The organism is Emticicia soli (assembly GCF_037860775.1).
Lineage (GTDB): Bacteria > Bacteroidota > Bacteroidia > Cytophagales > Spirosomataceae > Emticicia > Emticicia soli.
In genome coordinates this window covers 408,249-433,574 of the sequence record NZ_JBBEWC010000005.1, presented here as the reverse complement: position 1 = coordinate 433,574, position 25,326 = coordinate 408,249, and the positions used below count along the sequence as shown (strand labels likewise).

General features: G+C 39.9%; 23 protein-coding genes. 9 read left to right on the top strand and 14 right to left on the bottom strand.

Annotation, left to right across the window (positions count from 1 at the left end; all coding sequences use genetic code 11):
* Positions 1 to 115 precede the first annotated feature (115 nt).
* Positions 116 to 544 carry an RpiB/LacA/LacB family sugar-phosphate isomerase gene (locus WAE64_RS09845; protein WP_340236193.1) on the bottom strand — a complete coding sequence of 143 codons (429 nt, stop codon included), beginning with the start codon at positions 542 to 544 and terminating at the stop codon, positions 116 to 118.
* Positions 545 to 663: 119 nt separating this feature from the next.
* Here WAE64_RS09845 and WAE64_RS09840 point away from each other — a divergent pair, with 119 nt between their 5' ends.
* The gene (locus tag WAE64_RS09840) at positions 664 to 1,392 is read left to right on the top strand and encodes an LOG family protein (protein WP_340236192.1); all 729 of its coding nucleotides are present in this window, start codon (positions 664 to 666) and stop codon (positions 1,390 to 1,392) included.
* Positions 1,393 to 1,456: 64 nt separating this feature from the next.
* Here the strand turns inward: WAE64_RS09840 and WAE64_RS09835 are convergent, their stop codons facing one another.
* The 7 genes from WAE64_RS09835 to WAE64_RS09805 form a co-directional block, all read right to left on the bottom strand.
* Positions 1,457 to 1,879 carry a BrxA/BrxB family bacilliredoxin gene (locus tag WAE64_RS09835; RefSeq protein ID WP_340236191.1) on the bottom strand — a complete coding sequence of 141 codons (423 nt, stop codon included), beginning with the start codon at positions 1,877 to 1,879 and terminating at the stop codon, positions 1,457 to 1,459.
* A gap of 82 nt (positions 1,880 to 1,961) precedes the next feature.
* Positions 1,962 to 2,273 (bottom strand): DUF59 domain-containing protein, encoded by a 312-nt coding sequence (locus tag WAE64_RS09830; protein WP_340236190.1) that lies wholly within the window; start codon positions 2,271 to 2,273, stop codon positions 1,962 to 1,964.
* A 14-nt stretch (positions 2,274 to 2,287) separates the two neighbouring features.
* Positions 2,288 to 2,713, bottom strand: a complete 426-nt coding sequence (locus WAE64_RS09825; protein ID WP_340236189.1) for a SufE family protein — start codon at positions 2,711 to 2,713, stop codon at positions 2,288 to 2,290.
* A 16-nt stretch (positions 2,714 to 2,729) separates the two neighbouring features.
* Entirely contained in the window at positions 2,730 to 3,947 is a 1,218-nt protein-coding gene (locus tag WAE64_RS09820) for a SufS family cysteine desulfurase (RefSeq protein ID WP_340236188.1), read from the bottom strand.
* A 276-nt stretch (positions 3,948 to 4,223) separates the two neighbouring features.
* Positions 4,224 to 4,994, bottom strand: a complete 771-nt coding sequence (locus WAE64_RS09815; RefSeq protein ID WP_340236187.1) for an O-methyltransferase — start codon at positions 4,992 to 4,994, stop codon at positions 4,224 to 4,226.
* A gap of 70 nt (positions 4,995 to 5,064) precedes the next feature.
* On the bottom strand, positions 5,065 to 7,602 hold the full coding sequence (locus WAE64_RS09810) for an ATP-dependent Clp protease ATP-binding subunit (protein WP_340236186.1): 2,538 nt from the start codon (positions 7,600 to 7,602) through the stop codon (positions 5,065 to 5,067).
* A gap of 162 nt (positions 7,603 to 7,764) precedes the next feature.
* Positions 7,765 to 8,406 (bottom strand): WbqC family protein, encoded by a 642-nt coding sequence (locus WAE64_RS09805; protein ID WP_340236185.1) that lies wholly within the window; start codon positions 8,404 to 8,406, stop codon positions 7,765 to 7,767.
* A 109-nt stretch (positions 8,407 to 8,515) separates the two neighbouring features.
* Between WAE64_RS09805 and WAE64_RS09800 the strand changes: the two genes are divergently transcribed.
* A complete protein-coding gene (locus WAE64_RS09800; protein ID WP_340236184.1) occupies positions 8,516 to 11,002 on the top strand; it encodes an OmpA family protein in 2,487 nt (828 codons plus the stop codon).
* A gap of 3 nt (positions 11,003 to 11,005) precedes the next feature.
* Here WAE64_RS09800 and WAE64_RS09795 read toward each other — a convergent pair whose 3' ends face one another.
* Genes WAE64_RS09795 through truA form a run of 3 tightly spaced genes read right to left on the bottom strand, consistent with a single transcriptional unit; the run spans position 11,006 to position 13,247 of the window.
* The gene (locus WAE64_RS09795; RefSeq protein ID WP_340236183.1) at positions 11,006 to 11,962 is read right to left on the bottom strand and encodes an L-threonylcarbamoyladenylate synthase; all 957 of its coding nucleotides are present in this window, start codon (positions 11,960 to 11,962) and stop codon (positions 11,006 to 11,008) included.
* The gene (locus WAE64_RS09790) at positions 11,962 to 12,432 is read right to left on the bottom strand and encodes a GNAT family N-acetyltransferase (RefSeq protein WP_340236182.1); all 471 of its coding nucleotides are present in this window, start codon (positions 12,430 to 12,432) and stop codon (positions 11,962 to 11,964) included. The genes WAE64_RS09795 and WAE64_RS09790 overlap by 1 nt, the downstream gene beginning before the upstream one ends.
* Positions 12,433 to 12,476: 44 nt before the next feature.
* Positions 12,477 to 13,247, bottom strand: a complete 771-nt coding sequence (truA, locus tag WAE64_RS09785) for a tRNA pseudouridine(38-40) synthase TruA (RefSeq protein WP_340236181.1) — start codon at positions 13,245 to 13,247, stop codon at positions 12,477 to 12,479.
* A gap of 157 nt (positions 13,248 to 13,404) precedes the next feature.
* Between truA and WAE64_RS09780 the strand changes: the two genes are divergently transcribed.
* The 5 genes from WAE64_RS09780 to lepB all read left to right on the top strand — a co-directional run bounded on the left by WAE64_RS09780 (position 13,405) and on the right by lepB (position 17,947).
* The gene (locus WAE64_RS09780) at positions 13,405 to 14,190 is read left to right on the top strand and encodes a ParA family protein (protein WP_340236180.1); all 786 of its coding nucleotides are present in this window, start codon (positions 13,405 to 13,407) and stop codon (positions 14,188 to 14,190) included.
* A 75-nt stretch (positions 14,191 to 14,265) separates the two neighbouring features.
* Entirely contained in the window at positions 14,266 to 15,192 is a 927-nt protein-coding gene (locus WAE64_RS09775; RefSeq protein WP_340236179.1) for a ParB/RepB/Spo0J family partition protein, read from the top strand.
* 99 nt (positions 15,193 to 15,291) lie between these two features.
* Positions 15,292 to 15,993 carry a DUF5683 domain-containing protein gene (locus WAE64_RS09770; protein ID WP_340236178.1) on the top strand — a complete coding sequence of 234 codons (702 nt, stop codon included), beginning with the start codon at positions 15,292 to 15,294 and terminating at the stop codon, positions 15,991 to 15,993.
* Between the two features lie 19 nt (positions 15,994 to 16,012).
* A complete protein-coding gene (gene dapB / locus WAE64_RS09765; protein WP_340236177.1) occupies positions 16,013 to 16,732 on the top strand; it encodes a 4-hydroxy-tetrahydrodipicolinate reductase in 720 nt (239 codons plus the stop codon).
* Between the two features lie 69 nt (positions 16,733 to 16,801).
* Positions 16,802 to 17,947, top strand: coding sequence for a signal peptidase I (gene lepB / locus WAE64_RS09760; RefSeq protein ID WP_340236176.1), 1,146 nt, complete (start codon positions 16,802 to 16,804; stop codon positions 17,945 to 17,947).
* Positions 17,948 to 18,024: 77 nt separating this feature from the next.
* Here lepB and ung read toward each other — a convergent pair whose 3' ends face one another.
* Positions 18,025 to 18,690 carry a uracil-DNA glycosylase gene (gene ung / locus WAE64_RS09755; RefSeq protein ID WP_340236175.1) on the bottom strand — a complete coding sequence of 222 codons (666 nt, stop codon included), beginning with the start codon at positions 18,688 to 18,690 and terminating at the stop codon, positions 18,025 to 18,027.
* A 211-nt stretch (positions 18,691 to 18,901) separates the two neighbouring features.
* Here ung and apaG point away from each other — a divergent pair, with 211 nt between their 5' ends.
* Together apaG and fumC are read left to right on the top strand one after the other, a co-directional pair.
* On the top strand, positions 18,902 to 19,294 hold the full coding sequence (gene apaG / locus WAE64_RS09750) for a Co2+/Mg2+ efflux protein ApaG (protein WP_340236174.1): 393 nt from the start codon (positions 18,902 to 18,904) through the stop codon (positions 19,292 to 19,294).
* 256 nt (positions 19,295 to 19,550) lie between these two features.
* Positions 19,551 to 20,951, top strand: coding sequence for a class II fumarate hydratase (fumC, locus tag WAE64_RS09745; protein ID WP_340236173.1), 1,401 nt, complete (start codon positions 19,551 to 19,553; stop codon positions 20,949 to 20,951).
* Between the two features lie 134 nt (positions 20,952 to 21,085).
* Here the strand turns inward: fumC and WAE64_RS09740 are convergent, their stop codons facing one another.
* Together WAE64_RS09740 and WAE64_RS09735 are read right to left on the bottom strand one after the other, a co-directional pair.
* Positions 21,086 to 22,570, bottom strand: coding sequence for a DUF1501 domain-containing protein (locus WAE64_RS09740; RefSeq protein WP_340236172.1), 1,485 nt, complete (start codon positions 22,568 to 22,570; stop codon positions 21,086 to 21,088).
* On the bottom strand, positions 22,567 to 25,308 hold the full coding sequence (locus tag WAE64_RS09735) for a DUF1553 domain-containing protein (RefSeq protein WP_340236171.1): 2,742 nt from the start codon (positions 25,306 to 25,308) through the stop codon (positions 22,567 to 22,569). The genes WAE64_RS09740 and WAE64_RS09735 overlap by 4 nt, the downstream gene beginning before the upstream one ends.
* Between the last annotated feature and the right edge of the window lie 18 nt (positions 25,309 to 25,326).

Below are 25,326 nucleotides of genomic sequence, written 5' to 3'. Positions count from 1 at the left end.
TTACTATTAAAGGTTCGTAAAGTAGAGACAAGGCATTGCCTTGTCTCTACAAATTAGGCACTCTAAAGAACTTTTACTTTGTGAAACCTAATAGGCGCTTCCTCTTTTTTTATGCTTAACAAGAAATTTTATCTGCTCTGCGGGCGTGTCTGCCACCTTCGAAAGGCGTATTCAAAAATGTTTTTACGCATTCAAGTGCCAATTCAGCATCAATAAAACGTGCCGGTAAACAAATGATATTAGCATTGTTGTGCTGACGAATGAGTTCAGCCACTTCCAGATTCCAGGCTAGTCCGGCTCTTACTCCCTGGTGGTGGTTGGCTGTCATACACACGCCATTTCCACTTCCACAAATCAGAACGCCGAAGTCAAACTCTCCTTTTTCAACAGCACTGGCTAATGGGTGCGTTGTATCAGGGTAATCCATTGATTCGTCTGAGTATGGGCCAAAATCTGCGGTTTCAAAATTTTGCCCCTGAAGCCATTGTAGAATTATTTTTTTGTACTCAAAACCTGCGTGGTCTCCTGCTATTGCAACTTTCATCGATATATATTTGTAGGTTCAAACTTTTTTTTGCAAATATACGTTTTCATTATCCAATTCTTCTGTAAAGCTTACGAAGAATTGTGTTTTTTGTACAACAACTTTCTATTATTATTACTATGAGCGAAAAGGAAATTGAATTAAATGAAGAGTTACTAATCCGTGAAGCATTTATTGAAAAAGGTTGGAACGAAATACATAGCCAGGATTCATGGCAAATTTTGAAAACTGTTGCCGAATTTGTAGATGGCTTTGATAGATTAGCAAAAATTGGCCCTTGTGTTACAATATATGGCTCGGCAAGAACCAAACCAGACCACAAATACTACCAACTATCGGTTGATATTGCAGCCCGATTAGTGAAGAATGGCTATGGAGTGATTACAGGCGGTGGCCCGGGAATTATGGAAGCCGGTAACAAAGGAGCCAGCAAAAATGGTGGTAAATCGGTGGGTTTGAACATCAAACTACCATTTGAACAAGTACCCAATCAATACGTTGACCCTGATAAAAGTATTAATTTCGATTATTTCTTTGCACGTAAAGTGTGCTTCATGAAATATTCACAAGGGTTTATTATTATGCCGGGTGGCTTTGGTACTTTAGATGAGCTATTTGAAGCCCTCACACTGATACAAACCAAGAAAGTTGCACGTTTCCCGATTGTAATGGTGGGAACCGAATACTGGAGTGGCTTACTTAACTGGATACAGGCAACTATGTGCGAAGAATCACGAAATATTAATCCGGAAGATATGAAACTCATTAAACTGGTTGATACTGCCGAAGAAGCAGTACAGGTAATTGATGAATTCTACGCCAAATACCTACTAAAACCAAACTTCTGATTTTTACAGGCAACAAAAAAGCACTTCACCTTATGGCAAAGTGCTTTTTTTATTTCAGACACTCTTACGCTTCAGCACAAACTTCGTCAAATACTGCTACAAGGTGCGAAGCAATCATTTCAGCCGAACGACCTTCAATGTGGTGTCTTTCAACGAAATGTACGATTTCTCCGTCTTTAAAAATGGCAATTGCCGGAGACGACGGAGGGAATGGAATATAAGAGCGTAATTGTTGCGTTGCTTCAGTATCAACACCAGCAAAAACCGTTACCAAATGTTCTGGTTTTGCTTCGGCACGTTGTAATGCTAATCTTACACCTGGACGACAAGTACCTGCAGCACAGCCACATACCGAATTGATAACTACAACTGCAGTACCTTTTTGATTTTCGATAAAATTATCAACATCTGACGGAGTCAGTAATTCTTGAAAACCGACATTTACTAATTCGGCTTTCATAGGTGCTACTAAGTGAGGAGGATACATAATATTATTTTGTTAAAAAATACATGAAAAAACTAAACTGCCATAAACGTGCTCAAAGCCTTAGGTAGTTTAGAGGATATTGTTACATAAAACCAAGTTCTAATTTTGCTACTTCTGACATCATCTCAGTTGAATACGGAGGATCAAAAGTCAATTCAACGCTTACATCGCTTACACCTTCAATCTCTTTTACTTTCTGCTCGATTTCAACAGGGATTGATTCTGCCGATGGGCATGAAGGTGATGTAAGGGTCATTAACAAGTAAACATTGTTTACCGGAAAAATCTTAATGTCATATATAAGACCTAGTTCGTATACGTCAACCGGAATCTCAGGGTCGTAAACAGACTTAAGGGCTTCTATTACTTTATCTTTTAGTTCTTGTTCGTTCATTTCAAAAGACTTATTTATTTTTCTTGTATTGCCTGAAAAGCTACTGCATAGGCTTTCATTTGTTTTACCATTGAGGCAAGCCCATTTGAGCGGGTTTGTGCTAAGTGGCTGCTCAGCCCCACTCTCTCAATAAAATACAAATCTGCCTGTAATATTTCTTCCGGTGTGTGTCCCGAAAGCACCTTTAATAGCATACTTACCAAACCTTTTACAATAATAGCCTCGCTATCGGCTTCAAAAATCAACTTATCGCCGTTCATATAGGCATTCAGCCATACAATTGACTGGCAGCCTTTTATGATATTATCTTCGGTTTTGTATTCGTCGGCCATTTTTGGCAACTTCTTGCCTAAATCAATGATGTACTCATATTTTCCTTCCCAATCATCAAAAAGCTCAAACTCCTCTATGAGTTCATCTTGTATTTCGTTTATTGTCATGCTTTATAATAATGTATTAAAGTACCATTTTCTTTACTTTCTCGATACCTTTCACGAGCTTGTCTACCTCTTCTTTGGTATTATAAACAGAAAACGAGGCTCTTGAAGTTCCGGGAATTCCGAATCGTTTCATAAGTGGCTGTGTACAGTGGTGACCTGTACGAACGGCAATGCCCTGTTGGTCGAGTATCACCCCAATATCCTGCGGATGAACGCCCTCAATAACAAACGAAATAACTGATACTTTGTCTTTTGCCTGTCCCACTATTTTCAAACCTTCAATCTTCAAAAGCTCTTCGGTAGCATAGGTTAATAGCTCGTTTTCGTAAGCAGCTATATTCTCTTTACCTAGCTCGTTTATATAATCAATTGCATTTTTTACAGCTATTACATCGGCAATATTTGGCGTACCGGCTTCAAATTTATACGGAAGTTCGTTATAAGTAGTTTTCTCAAATGTAACTTCTTTAATCATTTCGCCACCGCCACGGTAAGGTGGCATAGCGTCTAACAACTCTTTTTTGCCGTATAAAGCACCCATTCCGGTTGGGCCGTATATTTTATGTGCCGAAAACACATAGAAATCTACGTCTAAATCCTGCACATCGATTGTAAGATGCGAAGCCGCCTGTGCACCATCAACCAATACCTTTGCTCCTACCTCATGCGCTTTCTCGATGATGTGTTTCACAGGGTTGATAGTCCCCAAGGCATTAGATACATGCACAACCGATACAAATTTAGTTTTTTCCGACAACATTTTCTCATACTCTTCCAGAATCAATTCGCCATTGTCGTTAATCGGAATCACCTTTAATATACAGCCATTTTGCTCACAAAGCATCTGCCAAGGCACAATATTAGAGTGGTGCTCCATTGTGCTGATAATAATCTCGTCTCCTTCTTTCAGAAACGCACGGCCATAAGTCTGCGCTACCAGATTAATACCATCGGTAGTACCATAAGTAAAAATAATTTCTTCGGTATATTTGGCATTCAGAAATTTCTGAATAGCCTTACGTGACTCTTCGAAAGCAGCAGTGGCTTTTTCGGCCAGATGGTGTATTCCTCTATGGATATTGGCATTGTACTTTCCATAGTAATTTGCTAAAGCATCAAGCACTTGCAGAGGCTTCTGCGTAGTAGCTGCATTATCAAAATATACCAGGTCTTTGCCGTTGATTTTTTGGTCAAGAATCGGAAAATCGGCTCTTATTTTTTGAATATCTAACATTGTGGCTTTATCTTATCTATATTTAGAGCATGTTTAAAGTTTATTTTTCGGCCTCCAAAGCTATCTTTTTGACTCATACTGCGTTGTATTTTTTCGTCGTAGCTGCTGGCTACGTCTCCAAAATACTCCCGCAGCGGCGGCCGCTTGTCTGAATCAAAAATCTTAGCTTTTCAGCCAGAAAAACAAAATTAAAACATACTCTTATCCTAACATCTAAAAAAACGTTTTAGTTTGCCTTCTCTACTAAATACGTATAGAAGAATTTTAATGGAAGTCTTAGAATCTTAGAACGAAATGCTGTTTAGGCTGTTTCATTCTGAAAAACACTATACCTACCAAGAAAATATCTATTGTAACAACTACTTGCTCATGATTTTTGATGTAATTCCATGCTTTTTTCATGTCTTCCGACCAATATATATCGTCAAAAATGAAGCAGGTGTCATCATGAATTTTACTCAAGCATTTTTCAAAATAATCAATCGTTGGCTCGTAACGGTGGTTGGCATCAAAAAAAGCAAAATCAATTTTATCTATTTTGTTTAATTGCTGCGCCAAAGTCTGGTTCAAATCACCTACAATTGTTTCTATATTTCCGATGCCCAAATCTTTAAAATTCTCTGTGGCTAAATGTGCTGTGTTAGGGCAACCTTCAAATGTATATACTTTAGCTTGCGGATTCGCCTTTGCCAGATACGCAGTTGTAACACCCAAAGAAGTGCCTAAATCAAGAATAGTTTGGTAATTATAATATTTGATAATCCGATAAAATAATTGGGCTAACCTGGCAGATTTCTGAGAGTTTTTAGCAATATCTTTTACCTTTCGCTTATTCGATTGATTAAGTTTTGAACCTGCACCAAAATCTGTGATTGCTATTTCACGCTCGTCGGCAAGTAGTTTTTTCCTTAATGCCTCTATCTGTAAATAGTCATTTTGCGGTGCTGAATCTTTCAGCACTTTGAGGTAAAACTCAAATAAAAAAGGTGAATGTAAGCTATGCTCGTTTCCGGCGCGAAAGAGGTATTTAAGGTAATCAAGAATCATAAGTGCAAAAATAACAAAAGCACAGCTAAAAGCCGTGCCTTTGTTGTTTATTTACCAAGAAACTCAAATTTTATTGTTCAATTTCAGCTTCTTTCTTGAATTTTGAAAAGCTAAGCGATTCGCCTTCTCCGCTGTAATCAACCAGAATGGTATCACCCTCTTTCATTTCACCTTTCAGAATCTCCTCTGCTAATGGGTCTTCTACATATTTCTGAATGGCTCTGTTCAAAGGTCTTGCACCATATTGTTGGTCGTATCCTTTATCGGCTAAGAAATCTTTGGCTTTTTCAGTCAATTCAATCTCATAACCAATGTTAGTAATACGTTTAGTTAAGCGTTTCAATGCAATATCGATAATCTTATGAATATCTTCACGGCTCAATGAGTTGAAGACAATTACATCGTCAAGACGGTTCAGGAACTCAGGCGAGAATGTTTTTCTCAAAGCATTTTGGATGGTGCCTTTCACCATTTCGTCCTGATTTTCTGTACGAGCCTTGGTAGCAAAACCAATACCTGTTCCAAAATCTTTCAGGTCACGAACCCCGATGTTCGAAGTCATGATGATGATAGTATTGCGGAAATCCACTTTGCGACCTAAACTATCGGTCAGAACACCATCATCAAGCACCTGTAATAAGATATTGTACACATCAGGGTGAGCTTTTTCAATCTCGTCAAGCAACACTACTGAATATGGTTTTCTACGGATTTTTTCGGTCAACTGACCGCCTTCTTCATAACCAACGTATCCCGGAGGCGCTCCGACCAAGCGAGAGATACTGAATTTCTCCATATACTCACTCATGTCGATTCTTACCAGTGCGTCTTCTTTATCAAATAGGTATTCGGCCAATGTTTTAGCAAGCTCGGTTTTACCAACACCCGTAGGGCCTAAGAATATAAACGAACCAATTGGTTTTTTAGGATCTTTTAAGCCTACACGTGTACGTTGAATCGATTTTACTAATTTTTCAACGGCCGGGTCTTGCCCGATTATTCTTCCTCTAAGAGCGTCTCCCATTTTAAGGATTTTCTCACCCTCGTTCATGTTCACCCGTTTCACAGGAATCCCCGTCATCATGGCTACTACATCAGCTACGTTGTCTTCTGTTACGTTGTAGCGTTTTGTTTTAGCTTCTTCTTCCCAGGCAGCTTTCGCACGGTCAAGTTGTTCTAAAAGTTTTTTCTCACGGTCACGTAGTTGCGCTGCTTCTTCGTAGCGTTGGCTTTTCACAACCTGATTTTTCTCTTTTTTAATTAACTCTACCTGCTCTTCAAGGAAGATAATATCTGGTGGTACCGAAATATTATTAATGTGTACACGAGCACCCACTTCGTCAAGCACGTCGATGGCTTTATCTGGTAAATATCGGTCAGTAATGTATCTTTCTGATAATTTTACTGCTGATTCCAATGCCTCTGGTGTATAATTAACGTGGTGATGGTCTTCGTATTTATCTTTAATATTGTTTAGAATCTCGATGGTTTCTTCTACCGAAGTTGCTTCTACCATTACCATTTGGAAACGGCGGGCCAAAGCTCCATCTTTTTCTATATACTGACGATACTCATCAAGGGTTGTTGCACCAATACATTGGATGTCGCCACGGGCTAAAGCTGGTTTAAACATATTAGAAGCATCTAACGAACCGCTCGCTCCGCCTGCGCCAACTATTGTATGAATTTCATCAATGAAAAGAATCACGTCCGGCGATTTCTCCAGCTCGTTCATTACCGCTTTCATGCGCTCTTCAAACTGACCACGGTATTTGGTACCAGCCACCAGCGACGCAAGGTCGAGAGTAACAACTCTTTTACCAAACAAAATACGTGATACTTTTTTCTGAACAATACGCAAGGCCAAACCTTCGGCAATAGCAGTTTTACCTACACCGGGCTCACCGATAAGTATCGGGTTATTTTTCTTACGTCTCGAAAGAATCTGCGCTACACGCTCAATTTCTTTCTCACGTCCTACAATCGGGTCTAATTTGCCTACTTCGGCTAATTTCGTAAGGTCACGTCCAAAATTATCTAATACTGGTGTTTTAGATTTTTCAGGGTTTTTCGGGTCATTTCTTTGTTGAGAATATCCACCAGAGCCACTGCCGAAAATTCTTTCGTCATCATCATCAGTTTCAGGACGCTCCATCACCGGTTTTTGACCGGTAAGTTGATAATCAAGCATCTCTTTGGTTTGTTCGTAATTAAGGTGGAATTTCTGCAAAATTTGCCCACCGAGGTTATCTCCGTCACGCAGAATTGCCAACAGCAGATGCTCAGTGCCTATTAATTGAGATTTGAAGATTTTGGCCTCCAAATGTGTAATCTTTAAAACCTTTTCAGATTGGCGTGTTAACGGAATGTTTGCCAAATTTTTAATATTATTGGTAGCAGTTCCTTTAGTGGCTTGTTCGATTGTAATTCTCAACTCCTCAAGCGATACACCAGCCCCTTTCAATAGATTTAAAGCAATACCTTCTCCATCGCGAATCATCCCCAGAATCAAGTGTTCGGTTCCGATGTAATCATGTCCAAGCCTAAGTGCTTCTTCACGGGCAAGGGTTATGATGTCTTTGACTTTTTGTGAAAATTTAGGCTCCATTTAATTTAAGTAGATTGTAAGGGAAAACATGAATAATCATTTTTGCTTTTCAATTTTCCATTATTTCAAATTTTACAATGGTTTTATTGCTTTTTAGCTCAAATGATTAGCTTAAGCAAAACATTTGCATTTGCAATATAACGATTTATTAACAAACTCTGTTCACTTTATAGAAGATTTCTTTAAAATTCCTAAAGATTGATTCCCTCTGCAAAAAAGTAAGTCAACGATGCTAAGGTTAGGTACAAATTCATTGCCAAAGTTTTGCTGATACGCCACTGGCTGGTACTCAAGCCCCGATTCCGGGTCTTTTTTGGGGTTTATGAGACATCTGGCATCAAAAATATCGTTTTTGGGGTCTTTTTCATATATATCTGTCAGACTAATTGTCTTATTAATCTGCAATAATTTCAGACATATTGTCAGTAGCTCATAGTTCAGATCCCACAAAAACTGTGGTTTCTTTTGCAGAGTTTGTTGAAAATAGTCTCCAAAAAATTCAAAAAAAGGCGATTTCCCATAAGCTGCCTTAATAGTCCGCCAATGAATATCAGTCCATCTCTGCTGATAATCTATCTGAATATCTCGTACCAATATCTTTTTATTGCCATCCACCACCGGTACAATCAGCATTTCAACTTTGTTTGCACCCAATATATAGCTGCGGTTTCGGTAACTTTGTTTTACGTAATACTCATTACTTTCGAGCCTTACTTCATCGAAATGCAGCAATGTCGAAAAAAATTGAACACTCGGGAGGTATTGTAAATCAATTAAAACTGTTTTTTTTGCATCGTCTTTCATAAAACAAAACAACATAATTTCATAAAAACTTACAATTCATTTAAAGTTCTTCGTTGTATTATTTTAAAAAATCACAAATTTGCGGTGATTATCTCTTTTTCAAAATCCTATGAGAAGTTTACTAATGCTGATTGCTGTTTCAATTTTTAATATTTGTACGGCTTTTGCAACAAATACCACGGTTCAACAACTTGACTCTACCTATACCTTTGGTGCTTTCGATAAAGTTTCGGGTAAAAGGTTGGCTGCTACTTTTAAAATCTATTTTAATAAGCTCGATCCTATCGTAATTCAGGGTACAAACCAAGGCGATATACAGTTTAAACCTGCTACACATGGCCATTATGAAATAGAAATCAGCATGCCCAACTACGTTACAAAACGAATCCCGCTGAATCTCGAAAACTTGGGTGCTGGCAAAACCAATTTCAAAGAATTGCTCGACTTGGTGCAAGATGAATACGTGATACTGATTACCGATGCCAAAGACAAACAGATTATAACAACGGCCAAGGTTAAAATAGTGGATGCCGCCAAGCAAGAAGTTGAAGCTAAAGTAAACCCTAAAACCGGAGAGTGGAAGGCTGTTCTGGATAAAACCAAGAGCTATCATATTTCGATAGAAGCCACCGGATACCAAGGTACAAGTGTTGAATTAGAAGCCGTTGACGCCAACAAAACTGTAAAACCACCAAGCAAATTTATTAGTGTAAGTTTACAAAAAACCAGTGCTCAGCTATTATCGCTCACGGCTGTTGACGCAATCTCTAAAGACCCAATTGCGGCCAATTATAAAGTATTGCGGCCGGAAGAAGAAACCCTAACGGGGCAGTCGGATGAGACGAATCCTTACAGAATTGAATTTAATCCTAAAAAGAAATATACCGTTGAAGTAAGCGCAGAGGGTTACAAAACTATTACCGAGCAGGTAACTTTTGATATAACTCCCAACGAGTCGGTTAAAGTATTATTGAAGAAATTTGAATTACAAAAAGATAATTACGCCTTCTTGTTTAAGATTATCGATGCCCAAACCAAAGAGAATCTTGTGAGTACCCGTATGCGTATTATCAATCTGGCTAATAAACAATCTATTGCCGCAAAGATTGAAAAAGAGGGCTTTTCTGCCAATTTAACGCCAGATACCGAATACTCAATTGAGGTGGAGTCAGAGGGGTATAATCAGGCGAATCAGAATATTAATCTAAAAGATTTAATTGCCAGAAAACAGTTTGTGCAAGAGATTTTTCTAATAAAAAAATCGGCTGACCGCTTTAAATTTATTGTGGTTGACGAAGAAACCAATAAAAATGTACCGGGTGCAAGCCTAAGGGTTTATACAGCAAAATATGAGCCTGTAACGCTGAAACCTACCAATGTGCAGTCGGAATGGGAAGCTGAATTGAAACTTGCCGAGCAATATACTGCCGAAATAAAAGTACCGGGATATATGCCTTACAAAGCTCCGTTATCAAACGTAGTTAAAGTTCAGCAACTCAAAATTAAGAAAGTACCTACGGCGGAGATTTACTTTGCTGCTACTGATTTTTATACGAAAACACCATTGGTGGCCGATTATAAACTAAAAACCGGAACAACAGCTGTAACGGGGAGTTTAAACCCTGAGAAAACCAGATATAAAGTTACTGTTACACCCGACAATAATTATGAGCTAGAAATTGCCTCAGACGGTTATCAGCCTTATAAAGATGCGGTGGCTTTCTCAAAAGCAGCTAATGGTGTAATTACGGTTGAAATGAAAAAAGCCATTTATACTTTTACATTTAATCCGGTTGACTCGAAAACTAAAGCAGCAATAGGCAATGTAAAAATGAGCCTTTTTGATAACACAAAACAAGCTGTTGCACTAAGCAATAATACAGCAAAAATAGCTCCGCAAAACTTTGAGAAAAATTACACTTTAAAAGTTGAAGTCGCTAATTATAAATCATATACCGAAAATATTGACCTGGCCAATATCGTTGCCACTAATTTTAAGCATGATGTATTGCTTGAAAAAATGGAGGTTGCACCACCTCCTGCTATAGTTGAGCAAAAACCTAAAGAAGAACCAAAGCTTGTTCCTAAACAAGAAGAACCGCCCAAAGTAGAAGAAAAAGTAGTTGCTAAACAAGAAGAACCTAAGAAAGAGGAAGTTCCTGTTGTGCCTAAACCTGCGCCAGTAGTGAAAGAGCCAGAAAAAGCGCCTGTTACCGCAATTGTCGACGATTATTTTAAAGAAGTTGCCATAGGCAAACACATTAAACTTGAGAATGTGTATTTCGACCAGAGCCAGCCTGTTATTAAGCCACAGTCTTATCCTGAACTAGACAAATTGGTAAATCTGCTTAAACAGAATCCGAAAATAAATATTGAGGTTATTGGGCATACTGATAACGTGGGCGACCCTCGTCTGAATCAGTATCTTTCAGAACTGAGAGCCAAAGCAGTAACAAATTATTTGTTCAACAAAGGTATTGCACCAAGCCGATTGACACATGCAGGTATGGGGCCAAACCAACCTGTTGCAGCAAATGACACAGAAGAAAACCGCCAGAAAAACCGCCGTGTAGAATTTGTGGCAAAAGAAAATTAAGAATTACTCTTTTACAGTTGCTCGTCTGATGCGGTCGTTAATGGCTCTGCCTAAATCTTTTTCGGGGAGTAGTTGGGTATAAATATAATCTACTGCCATAGCATCTAGTTGCCTCATGTAAGCAAATAGGTGCTTGGCTGCCTCTCGGAAGTCACCGTTGGGAGATAAAAGTAATTGATTTTCAAGCGGAATATCAGCGTGGTAATGTTGAAAACCCAGATATGCGATATTTCCTTTGCTTTGGTCAATTGCTTGATTTTTCTCCAATAAAACCAAAGGTTTTTTAGGTGCATAGTGGCTTTTGAGCATTCCGGGTGCTTGCGGATTAGACGACGAATGCTCAATTACTTTTACCTTACCTACTACCCCTTCAATTTCCTCTATAGACAAACCACCTTTTCGGTAAACAATGGCTTCGTTTTCAACAAAGCCAATAATTGTTGATTCAATACCAACCTGGCAGTCGCCGCCATCAAGTATGTATTTTATTTTATCTCCTAGCTGATTATTTACATGTGTAGCACTTGTAGGTGAAATATAACCAAATGGATTAGCACTTGGCGCTGCCAGTGGATAGTCTAATTGGCATAATAATTCGAGTGTTAAAGGGTGTTTAGGAATTCTGATAGCTACATTGTCTAGACCCGAAGTTACCAAATCAGGAATGATATTTTTTCTTGGCAATAAGAGTGTAAGCGGACCGGGCATAAATTTTTCTGCCAATGCGTATACTCTTTCGTCTATCTCACTAACGTAGCTCGGAAAACGCTCAATACTATTAGTATGAATAATGAGCGGGTCGAACGAAGGGCGATTCTTTACTTCAAATATTTTGGCAGCCGCATCGGTATTAAGCGCATTGCCGGCCAAACCATATACGGTTTCGGTTGGTATGCCTATTACCTCTCCATCGCTCAGGAGTCTGATTGCCTCATCTATATCTTTGCCTATAATTGCCATTATATCAGGTCTTTTTCAAAGTATGCTACGTCGTCTTCAGGATTATAATTATACGGATTGGTTTCTGAAAACTGTAGCGATTTATATAAGCGATTCGCCGATTCAAGGCGACGCAACGTATCTAATTTCATTTTGATGTAGCCTTTTCTCTGCGCCTCTTCCATTATCACATAAGCTAATTTTTTGCCTAAACCTAAACCTTGAAAAGTGGGCCTTACGTACAATCTCTTCATTTCGCACACGCCTTCTTCCAATTTCCACAGGGCTACGCAACCTGCGCTTTGGCCGTCTACTTTTGCTAAATATATTGCACCTTCTGGCTCGGCGTATTTGGCAGGGAGTTTTGCCAGTTCTTCTTCAAAACGCTGAAAAGAAAGGCTTATTCCCAAAAAAGCCACGTATTCTCGAAACAAGGTTTTTATTTCTTCTAAATCTTCGGCCGAAGCTATTTTTTCTATCGTGATATTCATGATTTTAATAGTTTAACGTAGCAATTAATGCTCCACCTCTGGTTTTACCAAATACCTTCGGGATACCCCACTTCTGCCAACGTTAGTCCTTCTGCCGGAACGGCTCTTCCTGCTTTCTGGCGGCTTTTTGAGAGAATAATTGCTTCAAAACCCGATAGACTCAATTTGCCTGTGCCAACATCAAGCATTGTGCCTACAATGGCTCTTACCATACCTCTCAAAAACCGGTCAGCTTTAATATGAAACAGCAGAAACTGGTCTTGCTGTTCCCAATAAGCCCATTCAATCTTACAGTTGAAAGTTGCCACATCGGTATGCACTTTACTAAAGCACTGAAAATCGATATGTTTTTTCAGTATCTCCCCTGCCCTGTTCATTTGTTCAACATCAAGCGGGGCTCTGTAAAAATACATAAGGTCTTGTAAGAAAGGCGTTTTGTGCGACGATATACGGTACAAATACCTGCGGTGAGTAGCATCAAAGCGGGAATGAAATTCGTCAGGCACCATCTTTATTTGTTGTATGGCAATGTCTTTCGGCAAAATGCCATTCATGGCATATACCATCTTTTCGATATTGTTCAGAGGCTCTTGCACATCAAAATGGGCAAACTGCTGGGCGGCATGCACGCCTGCATCGGTGCGGCTGCTGCCTACAATTTGCATAGGCTGCCGCAGCACTGTTGTTAATGCCTGCTCAATGAAGCCTTGTACAGTTGGGGCGTTGTCTTGCACCTGCCAACCATGAAAAACCGTACCCTTATAAGAACATTCTATTACGTAACGCATACGCAAAGATAACACCCCAGTAAGCATGTAAACAAATATCGCTTAATTAATTGCCTGATTAGGGAGATATTCCGCAAATCTTATCCACATCGTGGAACATTTTTTCCACCTCGTGGAACATTTAATTGTTTCTTAACATTAAATGTTTGATATTTGAAGCAGTAATTTTCTCTAACCACAAGCAATGGGAAAAATAATAGCAATTGCCAACCAAAAAGGGGGCGTAGGTAAAACAACCACTACAATAAACTTAGCGGCCAGTTTGGCTGCCCTCGAATTTCGTACACTCATCATTGATGCTGACCCTCAGGCGAATGCCACTTCGGGCTTGGGCTTTAACCCTAAAGAAGTTGAGAACAGTATTTATGAATGTATGGTCGATGATATTCGTCCACGTGATATTATCATCGAAACCGACTTTCCCAACCTTGATTTACTTCCATCTCACATTGACCTTGTAGGAGCCGAAATCGAAATGATTAACCTCCCGAAGCGTGAAGAAAAGATGAAAGAATCATTGATGGACGTGAAAGATATTTATGATTTTATTATCATTGATTGCTCTCCGTCGCTGGGTCTGATAGTCATCAATAGTCTTACTGCTGCCGATTCAGTTATTGTGCCTGTACAATGTGAGTACTTCGCTTTAGAAGGATTAGGCAAATTATTGAACACCATCAAAATCATTCAGCAGCGATTAAATCCTGCTTTGACAATTGAAGGTATTCTATTAACGATGTATGATTTGCGTGTGCGCTTGTCGAATCAGGTTGTGCATGAGGTAACCACCCACTTCAGGAATATGGTTTTCCAGACCCTGATACCGAGAAATATCCGATTGTCCGAATCGCCTAGTTATGGGGTACCTGCGCTGGCACAAGATGCCGATAGCAAGGGAGCCATCAGTTATCTGAATCTGGCACGAGAGATTCTGATAAAGAACGGAAAACTTGTTTCAGAAAATAACTGACAACAAAACTTATAGAATTATAACAAATGTACATGGGAAAATACATCACCAAGGCCCATTTAACATTAAAAAGATATGGAATCTAAAATAGGCAACCAAAAGAAGAGTATGACCGGGCTCGGTAGAGGTTTAGGTGCGTTACTTTCAGACTCTGGCAATACAACAACTGCTGAAACACCAATTCCTCGTCGTTTAGAAGCTATCAGCTCTATGCACGAGATAGCAATTGAATCAGTAGAGACTAATCCTTACCAACCTCGTACGCATTTCGACCAGGAGGCATTGCAGGAATTAGCCGAATCAATAAAGGTTTTAGGTATCATTCAGCCGATTACTGTTAAGGAATCAAGTCCGGGCAGATATACGCTTATTTCAGGGGAACGCCGTTTGCAAGCCTCTAAATTAGCCGGATTAACCAGAATACCTGCCTATATTCGTACGGCTGACGATCAACAAATGCTCGAAATGGCACTCATTGAGAATATTCAGCGTGAAAACCTGAATGCAATTGAGATTGCCCTGAGTTATCATCGCCTACTAAGTGAGTTCCAACTAAAACAGGAAGAACTTGGCGACAGAGTTGGTAAGAACCGTACAACGGTTAACAACTACCTTCGTTTGCTGAAATTACCAGATGTGATTCAGGCTGCCGTGCGTGACAACGAAATTTCGATGGGTCATGCCCGTGCTCTGATTAATATCGATAATCACGAAACACAAATTAAGCTTTTCAACAAAGTAGTTGAAGAAAACTGGTCGGTACGTAAAATTGAAGACGAAGTTCGCCGTTTGGCGCTTATGATTCAGGAAGATACCAAAGGTAAACGCCAGACCTCAATAAAGCAGGAGATTTCGTCGTTACAATTCAGGTTACAAGGCTATTTCGGTACGAAAGTACTCGTTAAAGCCGACGATAAACATAAAGGAGAAATTAAGATACCTTTCTCGACGAAAGATGAGTTAGATAGAATCTTGAATTCGATAAAAGTAAATCAGGACTAATAAAGCAGTATCAAACGAGCTTAAAAATTGTTAAACGGTTGTAAAAAGAAGTATAAGAACCTAATTTTGTCTCTTTATACGCAATTAAATTTTTGGAGTATGGTTCGGACGTTGGTTTTTCTTTTACTGATTACAAATATTTCTTTTGCTCAAAAAACAGATACCCTTAGCATTCCTGCAAAAGCTGATTCGATTACGAAAGTCGTTGTTGATTCTGCTAAGAAACTTAACTTAGTGAATAGGATTCTCAAAACAGATACAAGTAAACGGCAGAATTTTATAAGCAGAGTTTTTAAAGCTGACTCTGCCAAGAAAGCAAACCCGGCCCGCAAGGCCTTAATTCGCTCGCTGATTTTACCGGGTTGGGGACAAGCCACTAACAAAGAATACTGGGTAATGCCCATAGTTTATGCCGCTGCCGCAGGCGGGGTTTATACTTTTTGGTTTACTAATTACAGGTATCAGTATTACAAGGGTTATCTTGAAAAAATTGTAAAAGATAAAGAAACCTCAGTAATGATTGAACAGCTTTCAGGAATCTGGAATAAACCAACCGGAAAAACCATTGGGCCTTTTACCCGAACGCAAGTTGAGCCTGTGGTAAATAGTTTCAGACGCTACCGAGATTTAACAGTTATTATGTTTGCTGTTGGCTGGACACTCCAAGCAGTGCAAGCCAATGTGTCGGCACACTTGAAAACATTCGATATGAGCGATGATATTTCGCTGAAATTTGAGCCTAGCGTTCAACCTACTGCTTTTGGCAGTGCCGTTGGCGCAAGTGTTGTTTTAAAATTTTAAATTACCTTAATAGAATTATATGCGTATTGCCTTATTAGGATATGGAAAAATGGGTAAAGTGATTGAACAGATTGCTTTACAACGAGGACACGAAATTTCTGCAAAAATAGATATTAGTAATCGCACAGAGCTATTGTCGGTAAACGCCGATACTACTGATGTAGTGATAGAGTTCAGCTCACCCGAATCGGCCTATGGTAACCTTAAATATTGCATGGAGTTTGGCCTGCCAACTGTGTGCGGTACAACTGGCTGGCTACAACATAAAGCTGAAATTGAGAAATTGTGTAACGAAAACAAAGGTGCATTTTTCTACGCCTCAAATTATAGCATCGGAGTTAATTTGTTTTTTGAATTAAACAAATCGTTGGCCCGCCTGATGCGCCCTTATACAAACGAATACAAGGTATCGAGCAACGAAATACACCACACCGAGAAAAAAGATGCCCCTAGCGGCACAGCCATTACGCTGGCCGAAGGCATTATCGAAAACCTTGGTAATAAAGTAAAATGGGTAAGTAACCAACTTGCCAACGAAGACGAGCTACCTATCTGGTCGTCGAGAGAAGGAAAAGTACCCGGCACACACGAAATAAAATACATTTCGGATGTTGACCAGATTGAAATAAAACACATTGCGCATAGCCGCAACGGGTTTGCGCTAGGCGCAGTAATTGCCGCCGAATGGATACAAGGCAAAGCCGGAATATTTGGTATGCAAGATATGCTAGGGCTTTAAAACATTGGAACAAACATATTAAGAGCTATAAATCATTCAATTAAAAAATCTCCGTTCAGGAGTTAGTATATGGCAGAAGTTCAAACAAAAAAAGAAGAAAAACCTGTAAAACAGAAATCAGCAATAAGAGAGTGGTTCGACTCAGTGTTGTTCGCAGTAGTTGCAGCTACGTTGATTCGTTGGCTCTTTTTAGAAGCTTATACCATTCCAACGGGTTCGATGGAAAAAAGCTTGTTAATTAACGATTTCCTTTTTGTGAGTAAATTACACTACGGCACACGTACGCCAAAAACGATTTTACAGGTTCCTTTGACACACCAGAAAATATGGTTTACTGATATACCTTCGTACTCAGACCTGATTCAACTACCGCAATACCGCTTACCGGGTTTTACAAGTGTAAAAAATGGTGATGTAGTTGTGTTTAATTACCCGGGTTGCCCTGAAAGACCAGATGAATTTGGTGGATTCGACAAATATCCTGTTGATTTAAGAACCAATTATATCAAACGTTGTATTGGTATTCCGGGCGATGTGGTTGAACTTCGTGCGGGTCAGGCCTATGTAAATAACAAAGTATTTGCCAACCCTCCGGGCTTACAAATGGAGTATGCCATTGAAGCCAATACACAGGTTAACGAAAAGGTTTTCCAGAAATATGACATTTCAGAGTTCGAACAAGACCTGCGCATGACCGACAAAACCATTTATTATGTAAAAGCTACCGAGCAAGCCGTTAAGGATATGAAAACCCTTGATTTTGTGAAAAGCATTACACCAATGGTAATGGCAAAAGGCGATACTACCGATTACAGATATAACACTTTTCCGTATAACTCTCGTTTGTTTCCGTTCAACAGAGACAATTTCGGGCCAATTACAATTCCGAAAAAAGGAGTTACAATTCAGCTAGACGAAAGAAACCTTGCTTTGTATAAAGGCGTAATTACAACTTTCGATGGTAACAAAGATGCTAAATATGTAAATGGCCAGATTATTCTTGATGGTAAGCCAATTAGCTCTTATACTTTCAAACAAGATTACTACTTTATGATGGGTGATAACCGTCATGGTTCTGACGACTCACGTTTCTGGGGTTTTGTACCAGAAGACCACATTGTAGGTAAAGCAGTATTTATCTGGATGTCTATCGATAAAGATGGTAGCTTCCTGAACAAAATCCGCTGGAGCCGTTTGTTTAGTATTATCAAATAAGGAGATTGAATTATAATCATAGAAAAGCCCGCTCTAGCAATAGAACGGGCTTTGTTTTTATATTTATTTTTCTACCATCACCATTCAATAGTTGGCAACCCTCTGCTTTGCAGATAATTATTTGCCTGGCTAAAATGCTTGTTACCAAACCAACCGCCATAATTGGCCGACATTGGTGAGGGGTGCTTCGCCCGCAAAACAAAATGTTTTTTATCATCAATTATTTTGCCTTTATCCTGCGCATATTTCCCCCAGAGTAAAAATACAATGCCATCTTTTTCTTCATTAAGGTGCCTAATAACCGAATCGGTAAAAACCTCCCAGCCTTTACCCTGATGAGAGCCTGCCGCCCCTGCCCTAACAGTAAGCGTAGCATTCAGTAATAAAACACCCTGCTGAGCCCATCGTTCAAGATTACCCGATTTAGGAATCGGTTTTCCTAAATCATCCTGAATCTCTTTAAAGATATTCTTTAGCGAAGGTGGAGATAGTACGCCATCATTAACCGAGAAACATAAGCCATTGGCTTGGCCGGGGCCATGATAAGGGTCTTGCCCTAAAATAACCACTCTGGTATCTTCAAAACTGCATTTATCGAAAGCATTAAAGATTAATTTACCCGGCGGATAACATACGCCGTTTTTGTACTCATTTCTTACAAATTCAATCAGATGCTGAAAATACTCTTTCTGAAACTCCTCATTAAGCTTATTTTTCCAGCTTTCGGCAATCTTGACATCCATAATATTTTTTAAATTAAAGTCGTCGTTGGACAAATTTGCCCAAAAATAGTATTTTTTGAAACATGAGCTTACCTAAATTTTTCGCTTACGAACTTTTTTTGAAAAAAATAGTCTTTTATAAGATTAATTTGTTACTTTACGATGCGATTTCCCAAGATTGTATAACAGTATCGGCATTACATGCTTGCCTAAGACGAATCTACTATAAATTATGACCACGATTACTGCATCAACCGAGGGTGTAAAGGTTAGTGTGATAACTGAGTATCAACCCGAATATTCAAGTCCTTACCAATCGCATTTTGTTTTTAGTTACAGAATCCGTATCGAAAACAATAGTAATTCTACCCTACAACTGCAAAGACGTAAATGGATTATTTTTGATTCAAATGCTACTGTACGAGAAATAGAGGGCGAGGGTGTAGTTGGACTTACGCCAGTACTTGAACCCGGTGAAAGCCACGAGTATATATCAGGCTGTAGTCTGAAATCGTCAATCGGGAAAATGACAGGCTCTTATGTGATGGAACGCCTGGTTGATGGCCGAAAATTCAGGGTATTAATACCTGAGTTCAGCCTTATTGCCCCTTTCAGGCTAAATTAAAAACAACGTGCCTATTTTGGCTTTCAGTAAAAATACTGAAAGGGTTTACGGCTTTGTGTTTCAAACGCCCACCTACGCCAGAATTTGGAATAATATACACAGCATAAGTTATATTTGAAAGCATGCCCTCAGGGCGTGCTTTTTTTGTTTAGGTCTCTGATAAAAAAACAAAAAAAACTATCAGGCTTTCTTTTTCTACCTTACTTTTGCAACAAAATTTCTTTTTTTAACATACATTTCTAATTCATAACCGACTATGCAATACAGAATAGAAAAGGATACAATGGGTGAAGTACAAGTACCTGTTGATGTTTATTGGGGTGCACAAACACAACGTTCTATCGAAAACTTTAAAATTGCTCAAGATATTAATAAAATGCCTAAGGAAATCATCAAGGCTTTTGCATACCTGAAACACGGTGCAGCTTTGACGAACACTGAATTAGGCGTGTTACCTAAAGAAAAATCAGATTTAATCGGAACAGTTTGTCAGGAAATTCTTGATGGAAAACTAGACGACCAATTTCCGTTGGTTGTATGGCAAACAGGCTCGGGTACGCAGTCGAACATGAACTGTAATGAGGTAATTGCGTATCGTGGACACGTGTTGCAAGGTGGTGAATTAGGCGACAAAACGAAGTTTTTACATCCGAATGATGATGTAAACAAATCGCAATCATCAAACGATACATTCCCAACTGCCATGCATATTGCTGCATACAAAATGTTGTTGGAAGTAACGATTCCGGGTATCGAAAAACTACGTGATACATTAGAAGCTAAATCGAAGGCTTTTATGGACGTAGTGAAAATCGGTAGAACCCACTTTATGGACGCTACACCATTGACACTTGGCCAGGAGTTTTCGGGCTATGTTTCACAATTGAATCATGGACTAAAAGCAATTAAAAATACTTTAGCTCACCTTTCTGAACTTGCATTGGGTGGTACTGCCGTAGGTACGGGTATTAATACACCAGAAGGTTATTCTGAATTAGTAGCTAAACACATTGCCAACCTTACAGGACTTCCGTTTGTAACGGCAGAAAATAAATTTGAAGCACTTGCTGCGCATGATGCTATTGTAGAAGCACATGGTGCCTTAAAAACAGTAGCAGTAAGCCTAATGAAAATCGCTAACGACATCAGAATGTTATCGTCAGGCCCTCGCTCTGGTATTGGAGAAATCTATATCCCAGACAACGAGCCGGGTTCATCTATTATGCCGGGTAAAGTAAATCCTACGCAATGTGAGGCTTTAACTATGATTGCCGCACAAGTAATGGGTAACGATGTAGCCATTAACGTAGGTGGTGCAATGGGTCACTTCGAATTGAACGTATTTAAACCTGTAATGATTTACAACTTCTTGCATTCGGCTCGCCTGATTGGTGATGGTTGTGTATCGTTCAATGATAAATGTGCGGTTGGTATTGAGCCATTGAAAGAAAACATCAAAAAACACGTTGATAACTCTTTGATGCTTGTTACTGCGCTTAATACCAAAATCGGTTATTACAAAGCTGCTGAGATTGCACAAACAGCACATAAAAACGGCAGCACTTTGAAAGAAACCGCTATTCAATTAGGTTACCTGACAGCAGAAGAATTTGATGCATGGGTAAAACCTGAAGATATGGTTGGTAGCTTGAAATAAGTTTAAAAGGCATAAAAAATCCTGTCGTCTACTATTCAGATTACAGGATTTTTTGTTTAGTGAATATTTTACCACAGAGTTGCACCGAGTCAAACACTGAGTTTCACGGAGGAAAATCGTCAAGGCTTTGGTCTTTACGCCAAAACCTCACTAATAACCTTCCCTGCAACATCGGTCAATCTGAAATTTCTGCCTTGAAAAGGGAATACGAGTTTTTCATGATTAAAACCCATCAGGTGTAGAATCGTGGCCTGCAAATCATGGATATGCGTTTTTCCTTTTATTCCATAGTAGCCTATTTCGTCGGTTTCGCCATGTGAATAGCCTTTTTTCAGCCCTGCGCCTGCCATAAACATCGTAAAGGCATCAACATGGTGGTCACGGCCTTTAAAGGGCGTATCGTTGTCTCCTGCCCTGTTTTCCATCATAGGTGTTCGGCCAAATTCACCACCCCACACTATAAGCGTATCTTCTAGTAAACCTCTTTGTTTCAAATCAAGTATCAATGCCGATATAGGTTTATCGACATACTCAACGTTTCGGCGCAAGCCAATATCTACCCCACTGCCTGCATCAGTACCATGATTATCCCACCGGCGGTCGAATAATTGCACTACCCGCACACCTTTTTCCAACAATTTACGAGCCAGCAGGCAATTGTTAGCAAAACTAGCTTTGCCCGGTTGTGTGCCATACATCTCATGTATATAGGCTGGCTCGCCCGAAATATCCATCGTACCGGGCACTTCTGCCTGCATACGGTAGGCTAATTCATATTGTGAAATACGGGTCAGAATCTCAGGGTCACCTATTTCTTGATAAGTAAGCTCGTTTATTTTATTGATAGTTTCTATCGATTTTTTACGTAAACTACTATCAATTTCGCTTGGGTTATTGATATATAGAACTGGGTCGCCCTTAGAGCGACATTGCACACCCTGATACACCGATGGCAAAAAGCCATTGCCCCACAAATACTTACCTGCACTTGGCTCAGAACCGGATACCAAAACCACATAGCCAGGTAGATTCTGGTTTTCGGAACCTAAACCATAGGTAATCCATGAACCCATACTTGGCCTACCTACCCTTGAAGCACCTGTATGCATAAATAACTGCGCCGGTGCATGGTTAAACTCATCAGTATGCATTGCTTTCAGAAAAGTAAGTTCATCGGCTAGTTTTGGCAGATAATTGAAATAATCTGAAAACCAAGCGCCCGACTGCCCGTATTGGTCAAAAGTAGACTGAGGCCCCAACATTTTAGGCACACCTTTAATAAAAGCAAAACGCTTGCCTTCTAAAAGCGAAGGAGGACAAAGTTGTCCATCGAGTTTAGCTAGTTCAGGTTTATAGTCAAACAACTCTAACTGTGATGGAGCGCCCTCCATGTGCATAAAAATAATGCGTTTAGCTTTGGCGTTGATATGCGATGGCCTCACAGCCAGCGGATTCTCATTTGTTAGTACCTGCGAGGCAGAATCACCAAAACAACCACCCAAGAGCGATGACATAGCCAATCCACCTAGTCCAGACGTACACTGTTTCAGAAAATGGCGACGTGTATTAAATCTTGATTCTTCAAGAAGTGCTTCTTGTGCAACTGAGGTTCTTTTCATTTGGTCAGAAATTCATCTAAGTTCATCATTGCATTGGCTGTTAGGGTTAATGCACCCAATTCGGCGTCATCGTTTTCTTTTCTTCTCATATCTAGCAAAGCATCCTGATACAACTGATACAAAAGTTTGGTTTTAGTGGCTGTTGGTGCTTTCTGGAATAAATACTGGTAGCCCGCTTTCAAGCGTTCTTCTATTCTGTTGCTTGGTACTGCTTTCATTTTAAGCGCAATATTCTGTGCAGCAGCATAATAGACTGTATCGTTGAGTGTTGTAAGAGCCTGCAAAGGTGTGTTGGTTCTGATACGCCTTGAGGTACACACATTTCGTTGCGGGCTATCGAACGTAATCATTGATGGGTACGGATTTGTCCGTCGCCAATAGGTATAAACAGCCCTTCTATAAAGATTTTTCTTTGGCTCGTTTCGCCAGCTTTCGTCTGTCGGGTTTGGTGGGCGCACACTTGGGCCGTACATTTCGTTGTTTAACAACTGGCTTACAAACAATGCCTGGTCTCTTATTTGCTCCGACGAAAGCCTAACCCTTGGCCCTCTTGCCAAAAGCAGGTTACGAGGGTCTTTTTCAAGCAATTCTTTATTTACTATTTCCGATTGCCTGTAAGTGCCCGACATCACCATAAGTTTAAGCAATTTCTTTACGCTCCATTGTTGTTCATTCATAAACTGTACCGCCAGCCAGTCGAGCAACTCAGGGTGTGAGGGCTTTGCTCCCATCGTGCCAAAATCTTCGAGCGATTCTACAATGCCATTGCCAAATAACTGCTCCCAGAAACGGTTCACCATTACCCTTGCCGTAAGCGGATTATCTTTGCTTACCAACCATTGCGCAAAGTCTAATCTATTACCAGCCGATTTGCGTATGGCAGGTAAAGATGCCGGTACAGCAGGTTTTACTTCGTCGCCATGCAGCATCCAGTTTCCACGCACAAAAACGTGGGTTTTACGAGACCTGTTAGGTGCCATTTCCATAATCACGGGCGTTGTGATACTCTCTATTTTTACTAATCTCTCTAGCGAATCACGGAATGCTTTCGGGTAATTGTTTTTTAATGGTGCTTTCGATTCCAAATCCATCCAATCAAGATGAATCAGGTCTGTCCAGAAACTTTTGCCTTTTCTATAAACCAGATACACATCATGCACCCCATTGGTCGGCTTTATTTTCCCTGTTGAGGTAGTATAGTCTTTCCATCGTGACCAACTGTCGTTTACTTCTGTTTCACTACATTTGGTTTCAACTTTACTTATCAGTTCACCTTCCGAACTTCCCAAACGCATTTCGATAAATGCATTGGCTGCTCCGCTCTGATACCTGTAAGTAACCTGTGTAATATCCGTCAGGTCTACATCTTCATAAACCGTGTAAGCACCCTCTGTGGTTTGCATAATTGTTTTCTGGTTGTTCCAGAGTTCAATATGGCGGCTGGTGCTATCAAAATCTTCGGCCTCAATGCGGTAAATCCCCATTTTTCTTAAATAATCTTGCTTTTGCTTGTCTAAAGGAATATTATCCGAAATCGGAGTCGTATTGTGCTCCACATTTTTCAGCCAGGCCAATAAGTTTCTTACCTCTTTTTCTTTTTCGTCCGAATAGGTTTTGAGCAGTGGCTTGTCATTATATAAATCCCGGTCCTGGGTATTGTTGAAGAAAGCAAAAGACTGATAAAACTCACTATGCCGGAAAGGGTCGTAAGGGTGGCTATGGCATTGCACACAAGCCATTGTTGTGCCTTGCCAAACCTCCCATGTGGTAGAAACCCTGTCGAGCATTGCCATGTTTCTGAACTCTTCATCGTTGGTTCCGCCTTCGTCGTTCGACATCGTATTCCGGTGAAAAGCCGTGGCTATCAGTCTGTTTTCTAATTCTTTTGCAGATGTATTAGCTGTTTTCGGCAATAGGTCACCGGCCAATTGATGAACTGTAAACTCATTGAAAGGCATATCAATATTAAATGCCCTGATAACCCAGTCACGGTACTGCCATATACTGCGGTCAAGGTCTTTTTCGTAGCCTTTAGAGTCGGCGTATCGGGCTAAATCGAGCCACATAGTTGCCCAACGCTCACCAAACTGTGGCGATTTCAATAATCTGTCAACCTGTTTTTCGTAGGCATTAGCAGAATTATCTCTCAAAAAAGTATTTGTTTCTTCAATGCTTGGCGGCAGGCCAATTAAATCAAGACTTAGCCTTCTTAATAATGCGGTTTTATCTGCCTCTGGCGAATGCTTCAAGCCTTCTTGCGCCAGTTTATCAAGTATAAAATTATCAATGCCATTCACCACCCATTTATCATTCACAGCAGGTGGACTGATAGATTTATCTGGTTTTATGTAAGCCCAGTGGTCTTCCCAGTTTGCACCTTCATTAATCCATCTTTCTATTTTGCTTATTTCCTCATCGCTGAGCGGGTCGGCTTCTAAAGGCATTCGTTCTTCTAAATCATGCGTTTTCAGGCGTTTTATCAGTTCTGAATTAGCGGCATCGTGCGGAATAATTGCATACTTCCCCGACTTAGCCTTAGCCAAAGCTTCTTCTCTGAAAAGCAAGCTGAATTCTCCGCTCTTTTTTACACCACCGTGGCATACTATACATTTTTTATTGAAAATGGGGCGAATTTCCTCATTATAGCTGATTTTCTCCCGTGTTAGATGGTACACAGAAGCACCTGCTATCAGAATAGGAACGAATAGGCTTATCCAAGTTATTTTTTGAAAACTCATTACTTAGTTTTGATGAAA